Genomic DNA, 14105 nt, shown 5'->3' with positions numbered 1-14105 from the left:
TCGCCTTTGGGGGCGGTCAAGTCAATCCGTCAAGTCAGTCCTTGGGCCGCTTGTCGTAGAGGCGCTTGGCCTTGCCGAGCGAGCGCTCCAGCGTGGCGGGCGCGACGACCTGCACCCTGGAGCTGATACCAATCGTGTTCTTGATCTGGGTCGAGATCCGCTCGGCGTGGTCGACCAACCCGCGGCCGTCCCAGCTCTCGGGGCGCGCCTCGGCGATGATGGTCAGCTCGTCCATGCGGCCTTCGCGGGTCAATTCGAGTATAAAGTGACCGCCGCACCAGTCGGTCGCGAGCAGCACTTCCTCGATCTGGGTCGGGAACAGGTTGACGCCGCGCAGGATGATCATGTCGTCCGAGCGGCCCGTCACCTTCTCCATGCGCCGCATGCCCGGCCGTGCTGTGCCCGGCAACAGCCGCGTCAGGTCGCGGGTGCGATAGCGGATCACCGGAAAGCCTTCCTTGGTCAGCGAGGTGAACACCAGTTCGCCCTTCTCGCCGTCCGGCAACACTGCACCCGTCTGGGGATCGATCACCTCGGGATAGAAATGGTCTTCCCAGATGTGCAACCCATCCTTGGTCTCGATGCATTCCTGCGCGACCCCAGGGCCCATCACCTCGGAGAGACCATAGATGTCGGTCGCATCCATATCGAAGGCATCCTCGATCTCGCCGCGCATCGCGTTGGTCCAGGGCTCGGCACCAAAGATGCCGACCTTGAGCGAGCACTGGCGCGGATCGAGCTTCTGGCGCTTGAACTCGTCGAGGATCGCCAGCATGTAGCTCGGCGTCACCGTGATGATGTCGGGCCGGAAGTCGTTGATGAGCTGCACCTGCCGCTCGGTCATGCCGCCCGAGATCGGCACCACCGTGCAGCCGAGCCTTTCGGCGCCGTAATGCACGCCAAGGCCGCCCGTGAACAGGCCGTAGCCATAGGCATTATGGATGATCATGCCGGTGCGGCCGCCGGCGGCACGGATCGAGCGTGCCATCACCTCCGACCAGGTCTCGATGTCGCGTTGGGTATAGCCGACGACGATGGGCTTACCCGTCGTGCCGGAGGACGCATGCACGCGCACCAGTTTTTCACGGGGCACGGCGAACATGTTGAAGGGGTAGTTGTCGCGGAGATCCGTCTTCACCGTGAACGGAAACTTTGCAAGATCGGAGAGCTCTCGAAAGTCGGATGGATGCACGCCGGCCTTGTCGAAGGCCTTGCGATAGTGCGCGACGTTGTCGTAGGCGTGCTTCAGCGACCAGGCGAGGCGCTGGGTCTGGAGCGTCTTGATCTCGTCGCGTGACGCGCGCTCATGCGCGTCCAGCTCGGCCTTATAGGTGTGGCCGCCTTCCCTGAGCCTGGTCAAAGCCATCCTCGTTTCCCCACATTGGTTTGTTCTTTTCTTTATTGATCTCTTACTGTTCTTGCGCCGGCAGCCACGTGCCGGGAATGACACGCGAATGCCCGCGGAATTCAGCGATGACGGTGTCGCCGGCGGTGACACGCACGTCGTAGATACCGGAGCGGCCGCCACGGGTGACCTCCCGCGCTTTCGCGACGAGGCGATCGCCGAGCTTGCCCGGCTTGATGAAGGTGATCTGGCCCTGTGCGGCCACGACACGGTCATTGTGCGAGTTGCAGGCAAAGGCGAAGGCGGAATCGGCGAGGGTGAAGATGAAACCGCCATGGGCGATGCGCTGGCCGTTGACCATGTCCGGCCGCACCGTCATGGCGAGCGTCGCGAAACCCGGCCCCACCTCGACGATCTCCATGCCGAGGCCTTTGGAGGCATCGTCCTCCGCCCACATTGCATCGGCGCAGGCACGGGCAACATCCTCAGGCGACAGGGCGGCTTTGACGTTCACACGCTTCTCCCGGCGAAATGTTTGCTCATGATGTTCTGCTGGTTGGCCAACACTGTCAAACGTGGTCGTAATCGACTACGACCCGCTCCGACGATGGCTTGGCCTGACAGGTCAGGACGAAGCCGGCCTTCAGTTCCCACGGCTCCAGCGAATAATTGAGGTCCATCGGCGCCTCGCCCTCGACCAGTTTTGCGCGGCAGGTCGAGCACATGCCGCCCTTGCAGGCGAAGGGCAAATCGACGCCAGCGCGCAGCGCAGCATCGAGGATCGCCTCGTCCTCGGCGACCGGCACATCGCGGCGCTTGCCGTCGATGATCAGGGAGGCGATCGCCTTCGGTGGCGCGTCGGGAGCGACGGTCTTCTTCGGCCGTGGTTTGCCGCCAAACTCCGAGACGAAACGCTCGACATGAATGCGATCATCAGCGATGCCGATATCGCGGCAGGTCGCTTCGACCTCCTCGCTCATGCCTGATGGACCGCAGACGAAAACATGATCGACGCTCGCGGCCGGCACCAGCGAGCGCAGCAGCACCCTCACCTTGTCGCCATCGAGCCGGCCGTGCAGGATCGGGATGTCCTGCTCCTCGCCGGAGATGACGTGGAAGATCGAGAGGCGGTCGATGAAACGGTCTTTGAGCTCCTCGAGCGCCTCGAGGAACATGATGTTGTCGGTCGCGCGATTGCCGTAGAACAGGAAGAAGCGGCTGTCGGGCTCGCGCGACAGCACGCCCTTGACGATCGACAGGATCGGCGTGATGCCGGAGCCGGCAGCAAAGCCGACATGGACACGCCCGGCTTCAGCCGGCGGGACCACGCCAAAACGCCCGGTCGGCGTCATCACATCGAGCTCGTCGCCGCGCTTCAGCTCGTCGGCCGCCCAGCTCGAGAACGCACCGCCGTCGACCTTCTTCACGGCGATGCGGATCTCGCCGTCGTCGGGGCCTGAGCAGATCGAATAGGAGCGGCGCACCTCCTCACCGTCGAGCGTGGCGCGGAGCGTGAGATACTGGCCGGGACTGAAAGCATAGTCATCGGCGAGCTCGCGCGGGATGGCGAAGGTCATCGAAACGGCGTCCGAGGCCTCGCGGCGGAGATCGTTGACGGCCAGGCGATGGAAACGCGGTGCGGCTGCTGACATGGTCAATGACACTTGAAATAATCAAAGGGTTCGCGGCAGGACTTGCAGCGCCAAAGCGCTTTGCAGGAGGTCGAGCCGAATTCGGACAAGACTTCCGTATTCCCTGAGCCGCACTGCGGACACGTGACGGCCTGCTCGCCGAACAGCGCGCGACGCGACTGCGAGGCCTGCGGTGGCGCGATGCCGTAGGCGTGCAGCTTCCGGCGCCCCTCTTCGCTCATCCAATCCGTGGTCCAGGCGGGCGACAGCACGGTGCGCACTTTTGGCTCGCGGAAGCCTGCGCGCTCCAGCGCGACCTCGATTTCGAGCGCGATCATGTTCATGGCCGGACAGCCTGAATAAGTCGGCGTGATCGCGACCTCGACGTGGTCGCCGTCGAGAACGACGTCACGGAGCACACCGAGATCGGCGATGGTCAGCACCGGAATTTCCGGATCGACAACGCTTGCCGCGGCATCCCAGGCGCGCTGGCGCAGCTCGCTATCGGACTCCAGCACCGTCACCATGTCTGCCCCGGAAATGTGCGCTGCATCGATTGCAGTTCGGACAGGAGATGGCCGAGATGCTCGCTGTGGCGGCCCGAACGGCCACCCTGCTGCATCCAGTCGTTCTGCGGCAGCGTGAGCGTTGCTTCACTGGCGACATTGGAGAGCGTCGTCAGCCAGCGGCCGCGCAAGGTTCCGGGATCCACGGCGATACCGGCATGGATCAGAGCACGCTCGCCTTCATCGACGGCGAACATCTCCCCGGTGAAGGCCCAGAGGTGATCGATCGCGGCCTGCGCCCGTTGATGGCTCTCGTCCGTGCCGTCGCCGAGCCGGATGATCCATTCCGAGGCATGGCGCAGATGATAGGCGCTCTCCTTCTCCGACTTCGCGGCGATCGCCGCGAGCGTCGCGTCGCGCGAGGTCATCATCGCGCGCCAATAGAGATCGGCGAAGGCGGAATAGAAGAACTGCCGCACCAGGGTCTGGGCGAAGTCACCATTGGGTTGCTCGACCAGCAGCAGATTGCGGTACTGCCTGATGTCGCGCAGATAAGCGAGCTTGTCCTCGTCGTTGTCCTTGTCTTCGGTCTTGGCGGCGTAGGTATAGAGTTCGCGCGCCTGGCCAATGAGGTCGAGTGCGATGTTGGAGAGTGCCATGTCCTCTTCCATCATCGGCGCGTGCCCACACCATTCCGACAGCCGGTGGCCGAGGATCAGCGCATCGTCGGCGCGACGCAGCGCGTAGAGCACCAGCGGCGTCTCGGAGACCTGGATGTTGGCGGCGGGCATCACATGTGCCCCACTTCTTCCGGCACCTCATAAAACGTCGGGTGCCGGTAGATCTTCGATTCCGCCGGCTCGAACATCATGCCCTTCTCGGCGGGATCGCTTGCGGTGATCGCGGTCGACGGCACGACCCAGATCGACAGGCCCTCGCCGCGGCGGGTGTAGATGTCACGGGCGGCTTGCAGTGCCATGGTGGCATCGCTCGCATGCAGCGAGCCGACATGCTTGTGCGCGAGCCCGTTGCGGCTGCGAATGAAGACTTCCCACAGCGGCGTGTTCGGCGTGGCCATAATAATCTCCCTACTCGGCGGCTTGTGCGGTCTGGCGATGTGCGCGCTTCGCCGCGTAGGCGGCTGCCGCCTCACGCACCCAGGCGCCGTCGTCATGCGCTTTGCGGCGCGCAGCGACGCGATCGCGGTTGCAGGGACCGTTGCCGGCGAGCACCTGCTTGAATTCGGTCCAGTCGATTTCGCTGTAGCGCCAGTGCCCCTCTGCGTCCTGAGTCATGCCGGGATCGGGGATGGTGAGGCCGAGATATTGGGCCTGCGGCACGGTGGCATCGACGAACTTCTGGCGCAGTTCGTCATTGGAGAAGCGCTTGATCTTCCACTTGGTCGAGACGTCGCTGTGCTGGCTGGTGGCATCGGGCGGGCCGAACATCATCAGCACCGGCCACCACCACCTGTTCAGCGCGTCCTGCGCCATCGCCTTCTGCTCGTCAGACCCGCCGCACAGCGTCAGCATGATCTCGTAGCCCTGGCGCTGGTGGAACGACTCTTCCTTGCAGACGCGGATCATCGCGCGCGCATAGGGACCGTAGGAGCAGCGGCACAGCGGAATCTGGTTCATGATGGCGGCGCCATCGACCAGCCAGCCGATGGTGCCGATGTCGGCCCAGGTCAGCGTCGGATAGTTGAAGATCGAGGAATATTTGGCCTTGCCTGCGAGCATGGCGTCGACCAGCTCTTCGCGTGAGGTGCCGAGCGTCTCGGCCGCGGCATAGAGGTAGAGCCCGTGACCGCACTCGTCCTGCACCTTGGCGAGCAGCGCGGCCTTGCGGCGCAAGGTCGGCGCACGCGTGATCCAGTTACCTTCGGGCAGCATGCCGACGATTTCAGAATGAGCGTGCTGGGAGATCTGGCGGGTGAGCGTCTTGCGATAGGCCGCCGGCATCCAGTCGTTCGGCTCGATGCGCTCTTCGGCATCGATGCGGGCCTGGAAATGCGCGGCCTGTGCCGCATCCTCGAGGTGGCGGTCATCCGCCTCGGCCGTGTTCAGCGCTTGGGTGTACATGCGCATCCTCCCGATTGATTGGGAGGCAATATATATCAGAAATTAGTTCATGCAAGATATTTCTGTAACATAAAAATCAGGCGCTGAACCTCCGCTCCAGCTGCTTCCGCGCCGGCGGCAGCAGCCCCTTCTCATTGGTTCCATGGCCGTCAAGCCATTGTTCGGACGGGGCCAGCAGTGCGCGATAGATTTCGGCGCAGAGTTCGCGGGCAGCCCTGCCCGGCCAGTCCGCCGGCAGCAGGCTCTCGGGCAGCCGCGGATCGCGCAGCACAACGCGGCGGTAGTAGTGGATCAGGAGGATGCGCGCGGTGAAGGCGTCGGCCGCGGACAAGTCCGTGCCGCGCACAAGCGCGGTACGGAGTGGCTCGAACGTCTTCATGAACTTCAGATAAGCGTCGGCGGTGCGCTCAAGCGGCCAGCTCGCGCTGAGCAGGCGACGCCCGCTGTCATCCTCGGCCGAGACTTCGAGCCGGATGGCGCCCGCAGCTTCCTCCGGCACCGGAACACCTGACGGAGCGACCCAGACGCCCGGCAGCGGGCTGCCGAAGCCGGCATTGCGCAAGGCTTCGCGCGAGGCGTCGCGGTCCTCGCCGTTGCCGATCAGCAGCAGCTCGAAGCGGCCGGTCCAGTCCGACGGTGGCGGATCGTAGATGTGGCGCGTCGCCGCCTCGAACGTTTCGCGGCCCTTCTCGGCAAGACGATAAAAGCTGTTGCGGCCGACCTTTTCGCGCGTCAGCCAGCCATCGGCAGCGAGGCGCGACATCGCAGTGCGCACGACGCCGGCATCGATGTCCAGGCTCTCGAAGAACGCCAGCAGCGTGCCGAGCCACACCGAACCGCCGCGCGGCACGATGGCATCGCCGAACATGGTGATGACGATGGAGCCGGTGCGTGACGGCTCACGCTTGAGCTGGTCGATGATGCGGGACAGCGGATGCGCCATGCGCGAGGCATAGCGCGTTTGGTGCGGGTGCGACAATGGACGGGAGCGACGCTTTTATTTCGCCCTCTCCCCGCAAGCGGGGCGAGGTGAAAAAGAGCGCTACCGATGCGGATCGGGATACGCCAGGCTGCGCCAGCCGCTGCGGTCGAACGGCCGCCACTGGCCTTCCTTCTGCGCGAGGCGGTCGGCCACCGCATAGACTGCAGCGGGATGATGACCCATGCCGCAATGGCTGCTGTCGATCTCGATGCTTTCGGTCTGCACACCCGTCTTCTCCATGCAGCCCTGCCAGGCGCAGACGCCATCGGTGCGGCTGAAGATGGCAGTGGTCGGCACCGGCGGCGTCACGGCGAGCTCGCCGCCGAAGCGCGGATCGACCTCGTCGGACTTCCGCCCGCTCGCCCATTCATAGACGCGCCAGGCATTGGTCGACCGGGGATCGCCGGCAAAGGGGCTGCCGAGCGTGATCACCTGGCGCACGCGCTCGGGCATCATCTTGGCGAGCTGGCGCGCGTAGAGACCGCCCAGGCTCCAGCCGACCAGGCTGATCTTGCGACCATGCTTGTCGCTGAGCTCCTCAACCAGATCGACCATCGCATGCTGCACGCCCTCGCGCAGGCCGTAATTGCGGCCCTGGCGCCAGCCGCTCACCGCATAGCCCTTGCTGCTCAGAAAGGTGCGCAGCGCGCGCGTGGACTCATCGGAGGCCACCAGGCCCGGCAGCACCAGCACCGGATGCCCGTCGCCGCGCGGCGCGAGGCTTAGCAGCGGCAGCGCGCCGAGGAATGCGCCGAACTCGTGGATCGCGCGTCCTTCCAAAAACATCAGAGTACGGGACGGCGGACGCAGCGTCTGGGCAGTAGCGGTCATCAATGAGTCCCCTTGGCAAGAATTCCTGGAAAGCCCGCCGGCCGCGATGCCGGCAATGGGCATGAATTCCAATACGCCGGCTTCTTGAACGTTCCGCAGCGCAACATGAATCAGCTAGGCGGCCGGTTCCCGACATTCAACCCGGTGCAGCACTGCGCCACAATAGGCCCGCGCGTTAATGCTAACGGGCGTGACGCAAAAGTCACAACCATCGGAGCAGGAATTCTACGGAGTAGAGCGCAAGACCGGCGAGGCCACCGATCAGCGAGCCGTTGAAGCGGATGTATTGCAGGTCGCGCCCGATGTTGATTTCGATCAGCGAAATCAGCTGCGCCATGTCCCAGGCCTTGACCTGGTCGGAGATGAAAGTCGAGACGCCGCTCTTCTGGTCGGCAACGAAGCTGCGCAGCACCGTCACCAGGCCCTTGTTGATCTCGCCACGCAGCTCGGCATCGCCGGCGAGCGCATCGCCCGCCGAAACGAACATGCCGGCGAGATGATGCTGGAGCACCTGGGTCTCGCCGGACGCGCTGCGCTCGATGAAGGAGCGCGTGTTGGCCCAGACGGTGCGGGCGAGATCGGCAAGCTCGGGACGCGCCAACAGATCGCGCTTCAATCCGTCGATACGGTCGATATAGGCCTGATCGGTGCCGAGCCGGTCGACGAAGCTCAGCACCATGCGGTCGAACTCGCCGCGGAACGGGTGCTTGGGATCGCTGCGCACTTCATTGAAGAAGGCGGTTGCCGACGACACGATCTTGTTCACCAGAAACTTGTCGGCTCGGTAGAGCTTGAGCAGGGTCGGCAATTCCGCGCGCACCTTCTCGCGGATCATCGCCATCGTCTCTTTCTGGTTCAGCGTCTCGTGCATTACGCGCAGGAGATCGTCGAACAGGATCTGGTGCCGTCCCTCCGCCACGAAGCCGCGCAGCGTGCCGGCGGCGAGCGGCGCAAGATCGATCGCCTGGAGCTGCGAGGACATGCGGCGGATGATGAAGGTCATCAGGCCGGAGCTTTCCGTCGCCGAGAACGCCTCCGGTAGCAGGCGCAGCGCAAAGCGCGCAAGGTCATCGCTGCGCTTGCGGTCGCGCAGCCAGTCGGCAACGAAGGAGCCGAAATCGATCTCCTGCAGCTTGGCTTCGACCGGGCCGGCCTCGAGGAAATGCACCTGGATGAACTCGCCGAGCTTGTCGGCGATGCGGGCCTGGTTGCTCTGGATAATGGCCGTGTGCGGGATCGGCAGACCGAGCGGCCGCTTGAACAGCGCGACCACGGCATACCAGTCGGCGAGCCCGCCGATGGTTGCGGCCTCTGCGAAGGCGGCGATGAAGCCGAACACGGGATGCACGGGCAACAGCCACTTCGCGACGATGAACAACAGAAGCGTCGAGGCCAGCACCAGCGTCGCTAGCGCTTTCACGCGGCGCAGCTCGGCCGCGCGTTCGGCATCGCCGGGAGTGTCGAAGGAAAAGGTGGCGGGTGGAGTCATCACTGTATCACCCTACTCGTCATTGCTAACGAAGCGAAGCAACGACGGCGGCACACAACAAAAGGCCCGCCGAAGCGGGCCTCAAATTTCAATTTGGACTCAGGGCGCCAAATCAGGCGGTCTTGGTGTAGACCTTGGCAAAGTTGTCCTGAGCGGACTTCGCACCGTTGGCGGCGAGCTTGCCGAGATAGTCGGTGGTCGCCTTGGCGCGCGAGACGAACGCTTCGCCGCGGGCGCGGAGCAGGCCCGACTGGATCTCGACGGCTTCGCTGAACGACTTGGCGGACGCGAGCTTGTCGATGCCCGAGAAGAACGCCTCGGCGTCTTCATAGATCGCCTGCTGGATGTTGCGGCTGATCTTGCCGGCCTCAGCGACGGATTCGGTCACCGCGTTCTCGACGGCGGCGGTCACGCGCTCGGAGCCAGCGAAGGCCTCGGCAGCACGGTCCTTGGCAGTGTTGGCAGTCTTCTTGACGAACTCACGGGCCGCCTCGGGAACTTCCAGATTCTGGATGTTCTTGAACGCGTCCTTGAAGCCTTCGAAAGCGGTGTTGGTTTCGGTGGTCATTGGGGTCTCTCCATCCTCATTGGGTTGAGCTATGGGCTCACCCCGTCCGTTTGGCCCGGGGCAGGGCTTATATGGCATAGTTAATGGTGCGATGCAACATTCGTATTGCACTGCGATATCACTAAATCGTGAACAGCCGAAAGAGCAGGCAATCTGCTGCCTTCCTGGCCCGCCGCATACTGTGCATGGGGTTGATTTCCAGTTTTGGGGTTGCCGAATGGCCGTCTCAGTGCTGGACGGCGCTCCTAGTGCTGGACGGCACTCCTAGTGCTGGACGGCGCCTGGCAGCCCGTAGGCTTCCATCTGGGCCTGGACCTGTGCGATGTTGTGGCCAAGCACGACGATGTCGTGGGTCTTGCCGCCGACATCCCGGACATGGTCGCGCAGCAGGGCCTCTGCCTTGAAGCCGAGGCTCTCGAACAACGCGATCGCCGCCTGCTGGTCGACCGTCATCTGGACGGAGAGCTTTTCCAGCCCCGCGCCGAGCGCGAGCGCAAAGGTCTCCTGCGACAGCGCCTTCCCCACCCCCTTCCCGCGCACGTCGTGCGATACCACCATGCGGATCTCGCCGACATGGGGTGACCAGGAGTGCGGGTCGCGCACCAGCGTGCCGCAACCGACGACCTTGCCGTCCTTCACCGCGAGCAGGCTCTGAATGGCACCGCGCTCGATCTCCTTGACCCAGGCCGACAGCACCTTCGGTTCGCTGATGTTGCGCGGCAGGAACAGCAAGTCATGGGTCGGCAAGCCCTTGCCGAAGGCCAGCACTGCGGCTTCGTCTGCAGGCGACATCAGGCGGATCTCGATATCGCCGGCCTCGGTCTTGACATGACGCGGATAGGAACGCTGCTCACTCATGTCGATCTTGTCCCCAGCCAGGAATCGAGTTTCGGCCACAACCGCTTCACCGCGTTGGCGCCGGCGACGAGAGAGACGTGACCGCCTTTCAGCATCACTTCCTCCTTGTCTGCGGAGCCGATCTTCGCGATCAGATGTTTTGCGGCCTCATACGGCACGATGTGATCGTGCTCGGCGACTGCGTGCAGGAATGGCACCTTGATATTCTCGAGCTTCGCTGGCCGCCCGCCGACCGACATGGTGTCGTTGTAGAGCTTGTTGTCCCACATCAGGTCTTTGGTGATGGTGCGGAAATACTCGCCCGCCAGCGGCAGCGTATCGGTCGCCCAGCGGTCGAACATCCGGTAGGACTTGACGAAATCGTCGTTCCAGATGTTTTCCCAGAGCTGGATCTGGCTCACCGTGCGCGAGGCCGGACGCAGCATCTCGAACGACGACAGGATCATCTCCGGCGGCACATTGCCGACGCCGTCGACGAGGCGGTCGACATCGAAATAGCGGCGGTCTGAGAAATTCGAGAACAGCTTCATCTCGCGGAAGTCGATCGGCGTGGTGAAGCAGATCAAATTCTTCATCGGCCCGTCCGGGAAGATCGAGCCGTAGAGCAGCGACAGCACTCCGCCGAAGCAATAGCCAATGACTGAGACATCCTGTTCACCGGAATCGGCCTGCACGCGGCGAACGCAATCCGGGATGAAGTCGAGGACATAGTCCTCCATCCGCAGGCTCTTCTCCTCCGGCCGGGGGGCGCTCCAGTCGAGCATGTAGACGTCGTAGCCGCGCTTGAGCAGGAACTCGATAAAACTCTGGCCCGGCACGAGATCGAGGATGTAGCCGCGATTGGTCGTCGCCATGACGACGAGCACCGGCACGCGGTAGATCTCGTCCGACATCGGCCGATAATGATAGAGGCTCATCGTGCCGCGCGCATGCAGCACATCCTTCGGCGTCGACCCGAGTGTGGGACCGGAGGTCGAGAAATATTCGACGCCCTTGATGCTGCGCTGGATCGCGCGCTGCACCTCGGACTGGATACGCTCCGGGATCGCTGCGAAATCAAGTCCCGTCGGCGCGTTCATTTTTGCTCTCCGCCTTCGGATGGCGGACGTTTGGTGCGCGGCGGTCGCGCTGCGACACCCATTCGGGTCTCGCCCGAATTAGCCGCCATCTGGCTCAGCATCGACTTGATCTCGCCGATCTGGCCTTCCATGGCTTGCAGCCGCTCGGCGATGCCGGTCATCTGCTCGCGGCTCGGCAGGTTCATCGAGAGCAGGTACTTCTCCATGAGATCGCCGAACTGCTTCTGAGCACCTGCAGCAACGCCGCCGGCGCGGTTCATGGCTTGCGAGAATTCCGGCGTCTCCATCGCCTTGGTGGCGAAGGAGTTGAAACCCTTCTCCATGTCGCCGACCATCTTCTGCCACAAGGCGACCGGATCGGTGATCTTATCGGTCATCAGCGTCCTCCCAATGTGGAGGGCTTGTGCCCTTCTTTTCCCGCCATACCACACCGTTGCGCGGTGCCGGTCAACCGGCAAGCGGCGGGGCGCCGCGCACACGGCTTCTTTGCCGCGGGAAACCGTGCGATACAGCATTGATCAAAAGCCAAATTGGCCAAAGTTAAGGGAACACGCCTGTGAACGCCCATCAGCCGCCCCAGACCCTCCGCGCCAACGGCATCGACATCTGCTACGAGATTTTCGGCAATGACAATGCCGAGCCGCTGCTGCTGATCATGGGGCTCGGGGCGCAGATGATCCATTGGGACGATGGGTTCTGCGAGCAGCTCGCTGCGCGAGGCTTTCGCGTGATCCGTTTCGACAATCGCGACATCGGCAAGTCGAGCCATCTCGCCGGCGGCAAGCGGCTGACGCCGCTTGAGCTGCTCAAGCTTCGCTTCCTCAGGATTCCCGTGGCCGCAACCTACAAGCTGATCGACATGGCCAAGGACACGGTGAGTCTGATGGACGCGCTCGGCATCAAGTCGGCGCATCTGGTCGGGGCGTCCATGGGCGGCATGATCGCGCAGGAGGTGACGCTGTCGTTTCCGCAGCGCGTGCGCTCGCTGACCTCGATCATGTCGACCACCGGCAATCCACGCGTGCCGCCGCCGACGCGGGAGGCTGCCGCCATGCTGATGGCGCCGCCGCCGCGCAGCAAGGAAGAGTTCATCACCCGCTTCGGCGAGACCTGGAAGGTCTTGCGCGCCGGCTCCTTTCCGGAGGAGGAAGCGCTCGATCCCGGCCGCGCCGAACGCGTCTTCGCCCGCGGGCTCAATCCGGCCGGCGTCGGCCGGCAGCTCCGCGCCGTGCTAGCCTCCGGCAGCCGCAAGGAGCGGCTGCATGGCGTCAAGACGCCGACGCTCGTGATTCACGGCACGGTCGATCCGCTGGTCCGTCCCGAGGGCGGCAAGGACACAGCGGCCTCGGTCCCCGGTGCAAAGCTGCTGATGATCGAAGGCATGGGCCACGCACTGCCCGCACGATTCTGGCCGCAGATCATCGACGCCATCGCCAAGCACGCGCGCGGCGCGGCGGCGAAAGCGGCGTAGACCGACGCCCTCGGTCTCCTTGCGGTGACCATGTGAGCTGCCGGTTACTCTCTTAACGAGTGCCGGCGCGACGGCTATACAGGCCTCCCTCAATCGCAAGACAGGGGCTGCGGCCTCTCGGAGCTCACATGCATCTCATCGTCCGGTCGGCCGCAATGGTGGCCGCTTCAATTCTCACGCTGTCCTTCGCCGGCGGCGCCGCGATGGCCGGCAGCACACAAGAGGAAGCCAATCGCAAAGCGGTGCTGGCCTTCTACGAGAAAGGTCTCAATCAGAAGGACGTCGACGCGGCCCTCGCCTATGTCGGCGACCGCTATACCCAACACAATCCGAACGCTGCCGATGGTCCGGAAGGCTTCCGAAAGTTCATCGGCTTCCTGCGTGAAAAGTTCCCGAACTCGCACAGCGAGATCAAGAGTTCTTTCGTGGACGGCGACTACGTCATTCTCCACGTTCACGCGGTCCGCGAACCCGGCACCAAAGGCAACGCGATTGTCGACATCTTCAAGCTCGAGAACGGCAAGATCGTCGAGCACTGGGACGTGGTGCAGCCGATCCCGGAGAATCCGGCGAACAGCAACACGATGTTCTAGCTCTTCTCCGCGATCCAGATCACGTGGCGTGCGCCGCCGCCCCTGCCGGTGGCGCGCACGTTGACCTCGTTGACGTCGAGACCGGCACTGCCGAGACGCTTGGTGAAGGCGGGGTTGGGTCCCGACGACCAGACGCCGAGCACGCCACCTGGCCGCAGCGCCGTCTTCGCCGCTCTCAGCCCGCTTGCGCTGTAGAGCGCGTCGTTGCCCTTTCTTGTCAGCCCTTCGGGCCCGTTGTCGACGTCGAGGAGAATGGCGTCGAAGGCCGAGCTCTTCGCCCGGATGATTTCGCCGACGTCGGTCTGCCGGATGCTCACCCTCGCATCATCGAGACTGTCACCGAAGACCTCCGCCATCGGACCTCGCGCCCAGGCAACGACCGCCGGCACGAGCTCGGAGACCACGATCTTCGCCTTGGCTCCGAGCACGGTGAGCGCCGCACGCAGGGTAAAACCCATGCCGAGGCCGCCGATGAGGACGACCGGCTTTGCGACCGTCTCGATTCTCTTCGCCGCAAGCGTCGCAAGCGCGGCTTCGGAGCCCGACAGGCGGTTGTTCATCAGCTCGTTGGTGCCGAGCTTGATCGAAAACTCCTTGCCCCGCCGCATCAGGCGGAGCTCCTCGTCGGAGCCGGGGATTTTGGCGGTGTCGATCTTTTCCCAGGGAATCAT

Annotated in this window: 17 protein-coding genes; 2 read left to right on the top strand and 15 right to left on the bottom strand. The window is 63.9% G+C overall.

Going from position 1 to position 14105, the window contains the following annotated elements:
• Positions 1-34: 34 nt before the first annotated feature.
• The 14 genes from paaK to V1280_RS41035 form a co-directional block, all read right to left on the bottom strand.
• Positions 35-1366: a phenylacetate--CoA ligase PaaK gene (paaK, locus tag V1280_RS41100; RefSeq protein WP_334536457.1), complete on the bottom strand. Its 1332-nt coding sequence runs from the start codon at positions 1364-1366 to the stop codon at positions 35-37.
• Between the two features lie 43 nt (positions 1367-1409).
• The gene (gene paaI, locus V1280_RS41095; protein ID WP_334536455.1) at positions 1410-1859 is read right to left on the bottom strand and encodes a hydroxyphenylacetyl-CoA thioesterase PaaI; all 450 of its coding nucleotides are present in this window, start codon (positions 1857-1859) and stop codon (positions 1410-1412) included.
• Between the two features lie 55 nt (positions 1860-1914).
• Positions 1915-2997, bottom strand: coding sequence for a 1,2-phenylacetyl-CoA epoxidase subunit PaaE (paaE, locus tag V1280_RS41090; protein ID WP_334536454.1), 1083 nt, complete (start codon positions 2995-2997; stop codon positions 1915-1917).
• A 2-nt stretch (positions 2998-2999) separates the two neighbouring features.
• Positions 3000-3503: a 1,2-phenylacetyl-CoA epoxidase subunit PaaD gene (gene paaD / locus V1280_RS41085; RefSeq protein WP_334536453.1), complete on the bottom strand. Its 504-nt coding sequence runs from the start codon at positions 3501-3503 to the stop codon at positions 3000-3002.
• A complete protein-coding gene (gene paaC, locus V1280_RS41080; protein ID WP_334536451.1) occupies positions 3497-4273 on the bottom strand; it encodes a 1,2-phenylacetyl-CoA epoxidase subunit PaaC in 777 nt (258 codons plus the stop codon). The genes paaD and paaC overlap by 7 nt, the downstream gene beginning before the upstream one ends.
• Positions 4273-4560 (bottom strand): 1,2-phenylacetyl-CoA epoxidase subunit PaaB, encoded by a 288-nt coding sequence (gene paaB / locus V1280_RS41075; RefSeq protein WP_008136594.1) that lies wholly within the window; start codon positions 4558-4560, stop codon positions 4273-4275. The genes paaC and paaB overlap by 1 nt, the downstream gene beginning before the upstream one ends.
• 10 nt (positions 4561-4570) lie before the next feature.
• On the bottom strand, positions 4571-5563 hold the full coding sequence (paaA, locus tag V1280_RS41070; protein ID WP_334536448.1) for a 1,2-phenylacetyl-CoA epoxidase subunit PaaA: 993 nt from the start codon (positions 5561-5563) through the stop codon (positions 4571-4573).
• Positions 5564-5639: 76 nt separating this feature from the next.
• A complete protein-coding gene (gene paaX, locus V1280_RS41065; protein ID WP_334536446.1) occupies positions 5640-6506 on the bottom strand; it encodes a phenylacetic acid degradation operon negative regulatory protein PaaX in 867 nt (288 codons plus the stop codon).
• Positions 6507-6605: 99 nt separating this feature from the next.
• Positions 6606-7376 carry an esterase/lipase family protein gene (locus V1280_RS41060; protein WP_334536444.1) on the bottom strand — a complete coding sequence of 257 codons (771 nt, stop codon included), beginning with the start codon at positions 7374-7376 and terminating at the stop codon, positions 6606-6608.
• Positions 7377-7578: 202 nt separating this feature from the next.
• A complete protein-coding gene (locus V1280_RS41055; protein WP_334536442.1) occupies positions 7579-8865 on the bottom strand; it encodes a DUF445 domain-containing protein in 1287 nt (428 codons plus the stop codon).
• A 112-nt stretch (positions 8866-8977) separates the two neighbouring features.
• Positions 8978-9433, bottom strand: a complete 456-nt coding sequence (locus tag V1280_RS41050; RefSeq protein ID WP_334536441.1) for a phasin — start codon at positions 9431-9433, stop codon at positions 8978-8980.
• Between the two features lie 264 nt (positions 9434-9697).
• Positions 9698-10291, bottom strand: a complete 594-nt coding sequence (locus tag V1280_RS41045; RefSeq protein WP_334536440.1) for a GNAT family N-acetyltransferase — start codon at positions 10289-10291, stop codon at positions 9698-9700.
• Positions 10288-11370, bottom strand: a complete 1083-nt coding sequence (locus V1280_RS41040; RefSeq protein ID WP_334536439.1) for an alpha/beta fold hydrolase — start codon at positions 11368-11370, stop codon at positions 10288-10290. The genes V1280_RS41045 and V1280_RS41040 overlap by 4 nt, the downstream gene beginning before the upstream one ends.
• Positions 11367-11747, bottom strand: a complete 381-nt coding sequence (locus V1280_RS41035; protein ID WP_334538549.1) for a hypothetical protein — start codon at positions 11745-11747, stop codon at positions 11367-11369. The genes V1280_RS41040 and V1280_RS41035 overlap by 4 nt, the downstream gene beginning before the upstream one ends.
• A gap of 179 nt (positions 11748-11926) precedes the next feature.
• Between V1280_RS41035 and V1280_RS41030 the strand changes: the two genes are divergently transcribed.
• Together V1280_RS41030 and V1280_RS41025 are read left to right on the top strand one after the other, a co-directional pair.
• Positions 11927-12841: an alpha/beta fold hydrolase gene (locus tag V1280_RS41030; RefSeq protein WP_334536438.1), complete on the top strand. Its 915-nt coding sequence runs from the start codon at positions 11927-11929 to the stop codon at positions 12839-12841.
• Positions 12842-12969: 128 nt separating this feature from the next.
• On the top strand, positions 12970-13434 hold the full coding sequence (locus V1280_RS41025) for a nuclear transport factor 2 family protein (protein WP_334536437.1): 465 nt from the start codon (positions 12970-12972) through the stop codon (positions 13432-13434).
• Here the strand turns inward: V1280_RS41025 and V1280_RS41020 are convergent.
• Positions 13431-14105 carry a spermidine synthase gene (locus tag V1280_RS41020; RefSeq protein WP_334536436.1) on the bottom strand — a complete coding sequence of 225 codons (675 nt, stop codon included), beginning with the start codon at positions 14103-14105 and terminating at the stop codon, positions 13431-13433. The two genes, V1280_RS41025 and V1280_RS41020, sit on opposite strands and share 4 nt — an antisense overlap.

The sequence above is a fragment of the Bradyrhizobium sp. AZCC 2230 genome, from assembly GCF_036924495.1.
In the GTDB taxonomy this organism is placed as follows: Bacteria; Pseudomonadota; Alphaproteobacteria; order Rhizobiales; family Xanthobacteraceae; genus Bradyrhizobium; species Bradyrhizobium rifense.
Note: the sequence above shows the minus strand (reverse complement) of the source record. Positions and strands in the feature narration are given on the sequence as shown.

Bases quoted from the DNA above. Each gene is read 5' to 3' on its own strand.
- V1280_RS41025 (WP_334536437.1), top strand. From the start codon at position 12,970: ATGCATCTCATCGTCCGGTCGGCCGCAATGGTGGCCGCTTCAATTCTC.
- paaK (WP_334536457.1), bottom strand. From the start codon at position 1,366: ATGGCTTTGACCAGGCTCAGGGAAGGCGGCCACACCTATAAGGCCGAG.
- paaX (WP_334536446.1), bottom strand. From the start codon at position 6,506: ATGGCGCATCCGCTGTCCCGCATCATCGACCAGCTCAAGCGTGAGCCG.
- paaD (WP_334536453.1), bottom strand. From the start codon at position 3,503: ATGGTGACGGTGCTGGAGTCCGATAGCGAGCTGCGCCAGCGCGCCTGG.
- V1280_RS41020 (WP_334536436.1), bottom strand. From the start codon at position 14,105: ATGATTCCCTGGGAAAAGATCGACACCGCCAAAATCCCCGGCTCCGAC.
- V1280_RS41060 (WP_334536444.1), bottom strand. From the start codon at position 7,376: ATGACCGCTACTGCCCAGACGCTGCGTCCGCCGTCCCGTACTCTGATG.
- V1280_RS41045 (WP_334536440.1), bottom strand. From the start codon at position 10,291: ATGAGTGAGCAGCGTTCCTATCCGCGTCATGTCAAGACCGAGGCCGGC.
- paaC (WP_334536451.1), bottom strand. From the start codon at position 4,273: ATGCCCGCCGCCAACATCCAGGTCTCCGAGACGCCGCTGGTGCTCTAC.
- paaA (WP_334536448.1), bottom strand. From the start codon at position 5,563: ATGTACACCCAAGCGCTGAACACGGCCGAGGCGGATGACCGCCACCTC.
- V1280_RS41055 (WP_334536442.1), bottom strand. From the start codon at position 8,865: ATGACTCCACCCGCCACCTTTTCCTTCGACACTCCCGGCGATGCCGAA.
- paaB (WP_008136594.1), bottom strand. From the start codon at position 4,560: ATGGCCACGCCGAACACGCCGCTGTGGGAAGTCTTCATTCGCAGCCGC.
- V1280_RS41035 (WP_334538549.1), bottom strand. From the start codon at position 11,747: ATGACCGATAAGATCACCGATCCGGTCGCCTTGTGGCAGAAGATGGTC.
- paaE (WP_334536454.1), bottom strand. From the start codon at position 2,997: ATGTCAGCAGCCGCACCGCGTTTCCATCGCCTGGCCGTCAACGATCTC.
- V1280_RS41040 (WP_334536439.1), bottom strand. From the start codon at position 11,370: ATGAACGCGCCGACGGGACTTGATTTCGCAGCGATCCCGGAGCGTATC.
- V1280_RS41050 (WP_334536441.1), bottom strand. From the start codon at position 9,433: ATGACCACCGAAACCAACACCGCTTTCGAAGGCTTCAAGGACGCGTTC.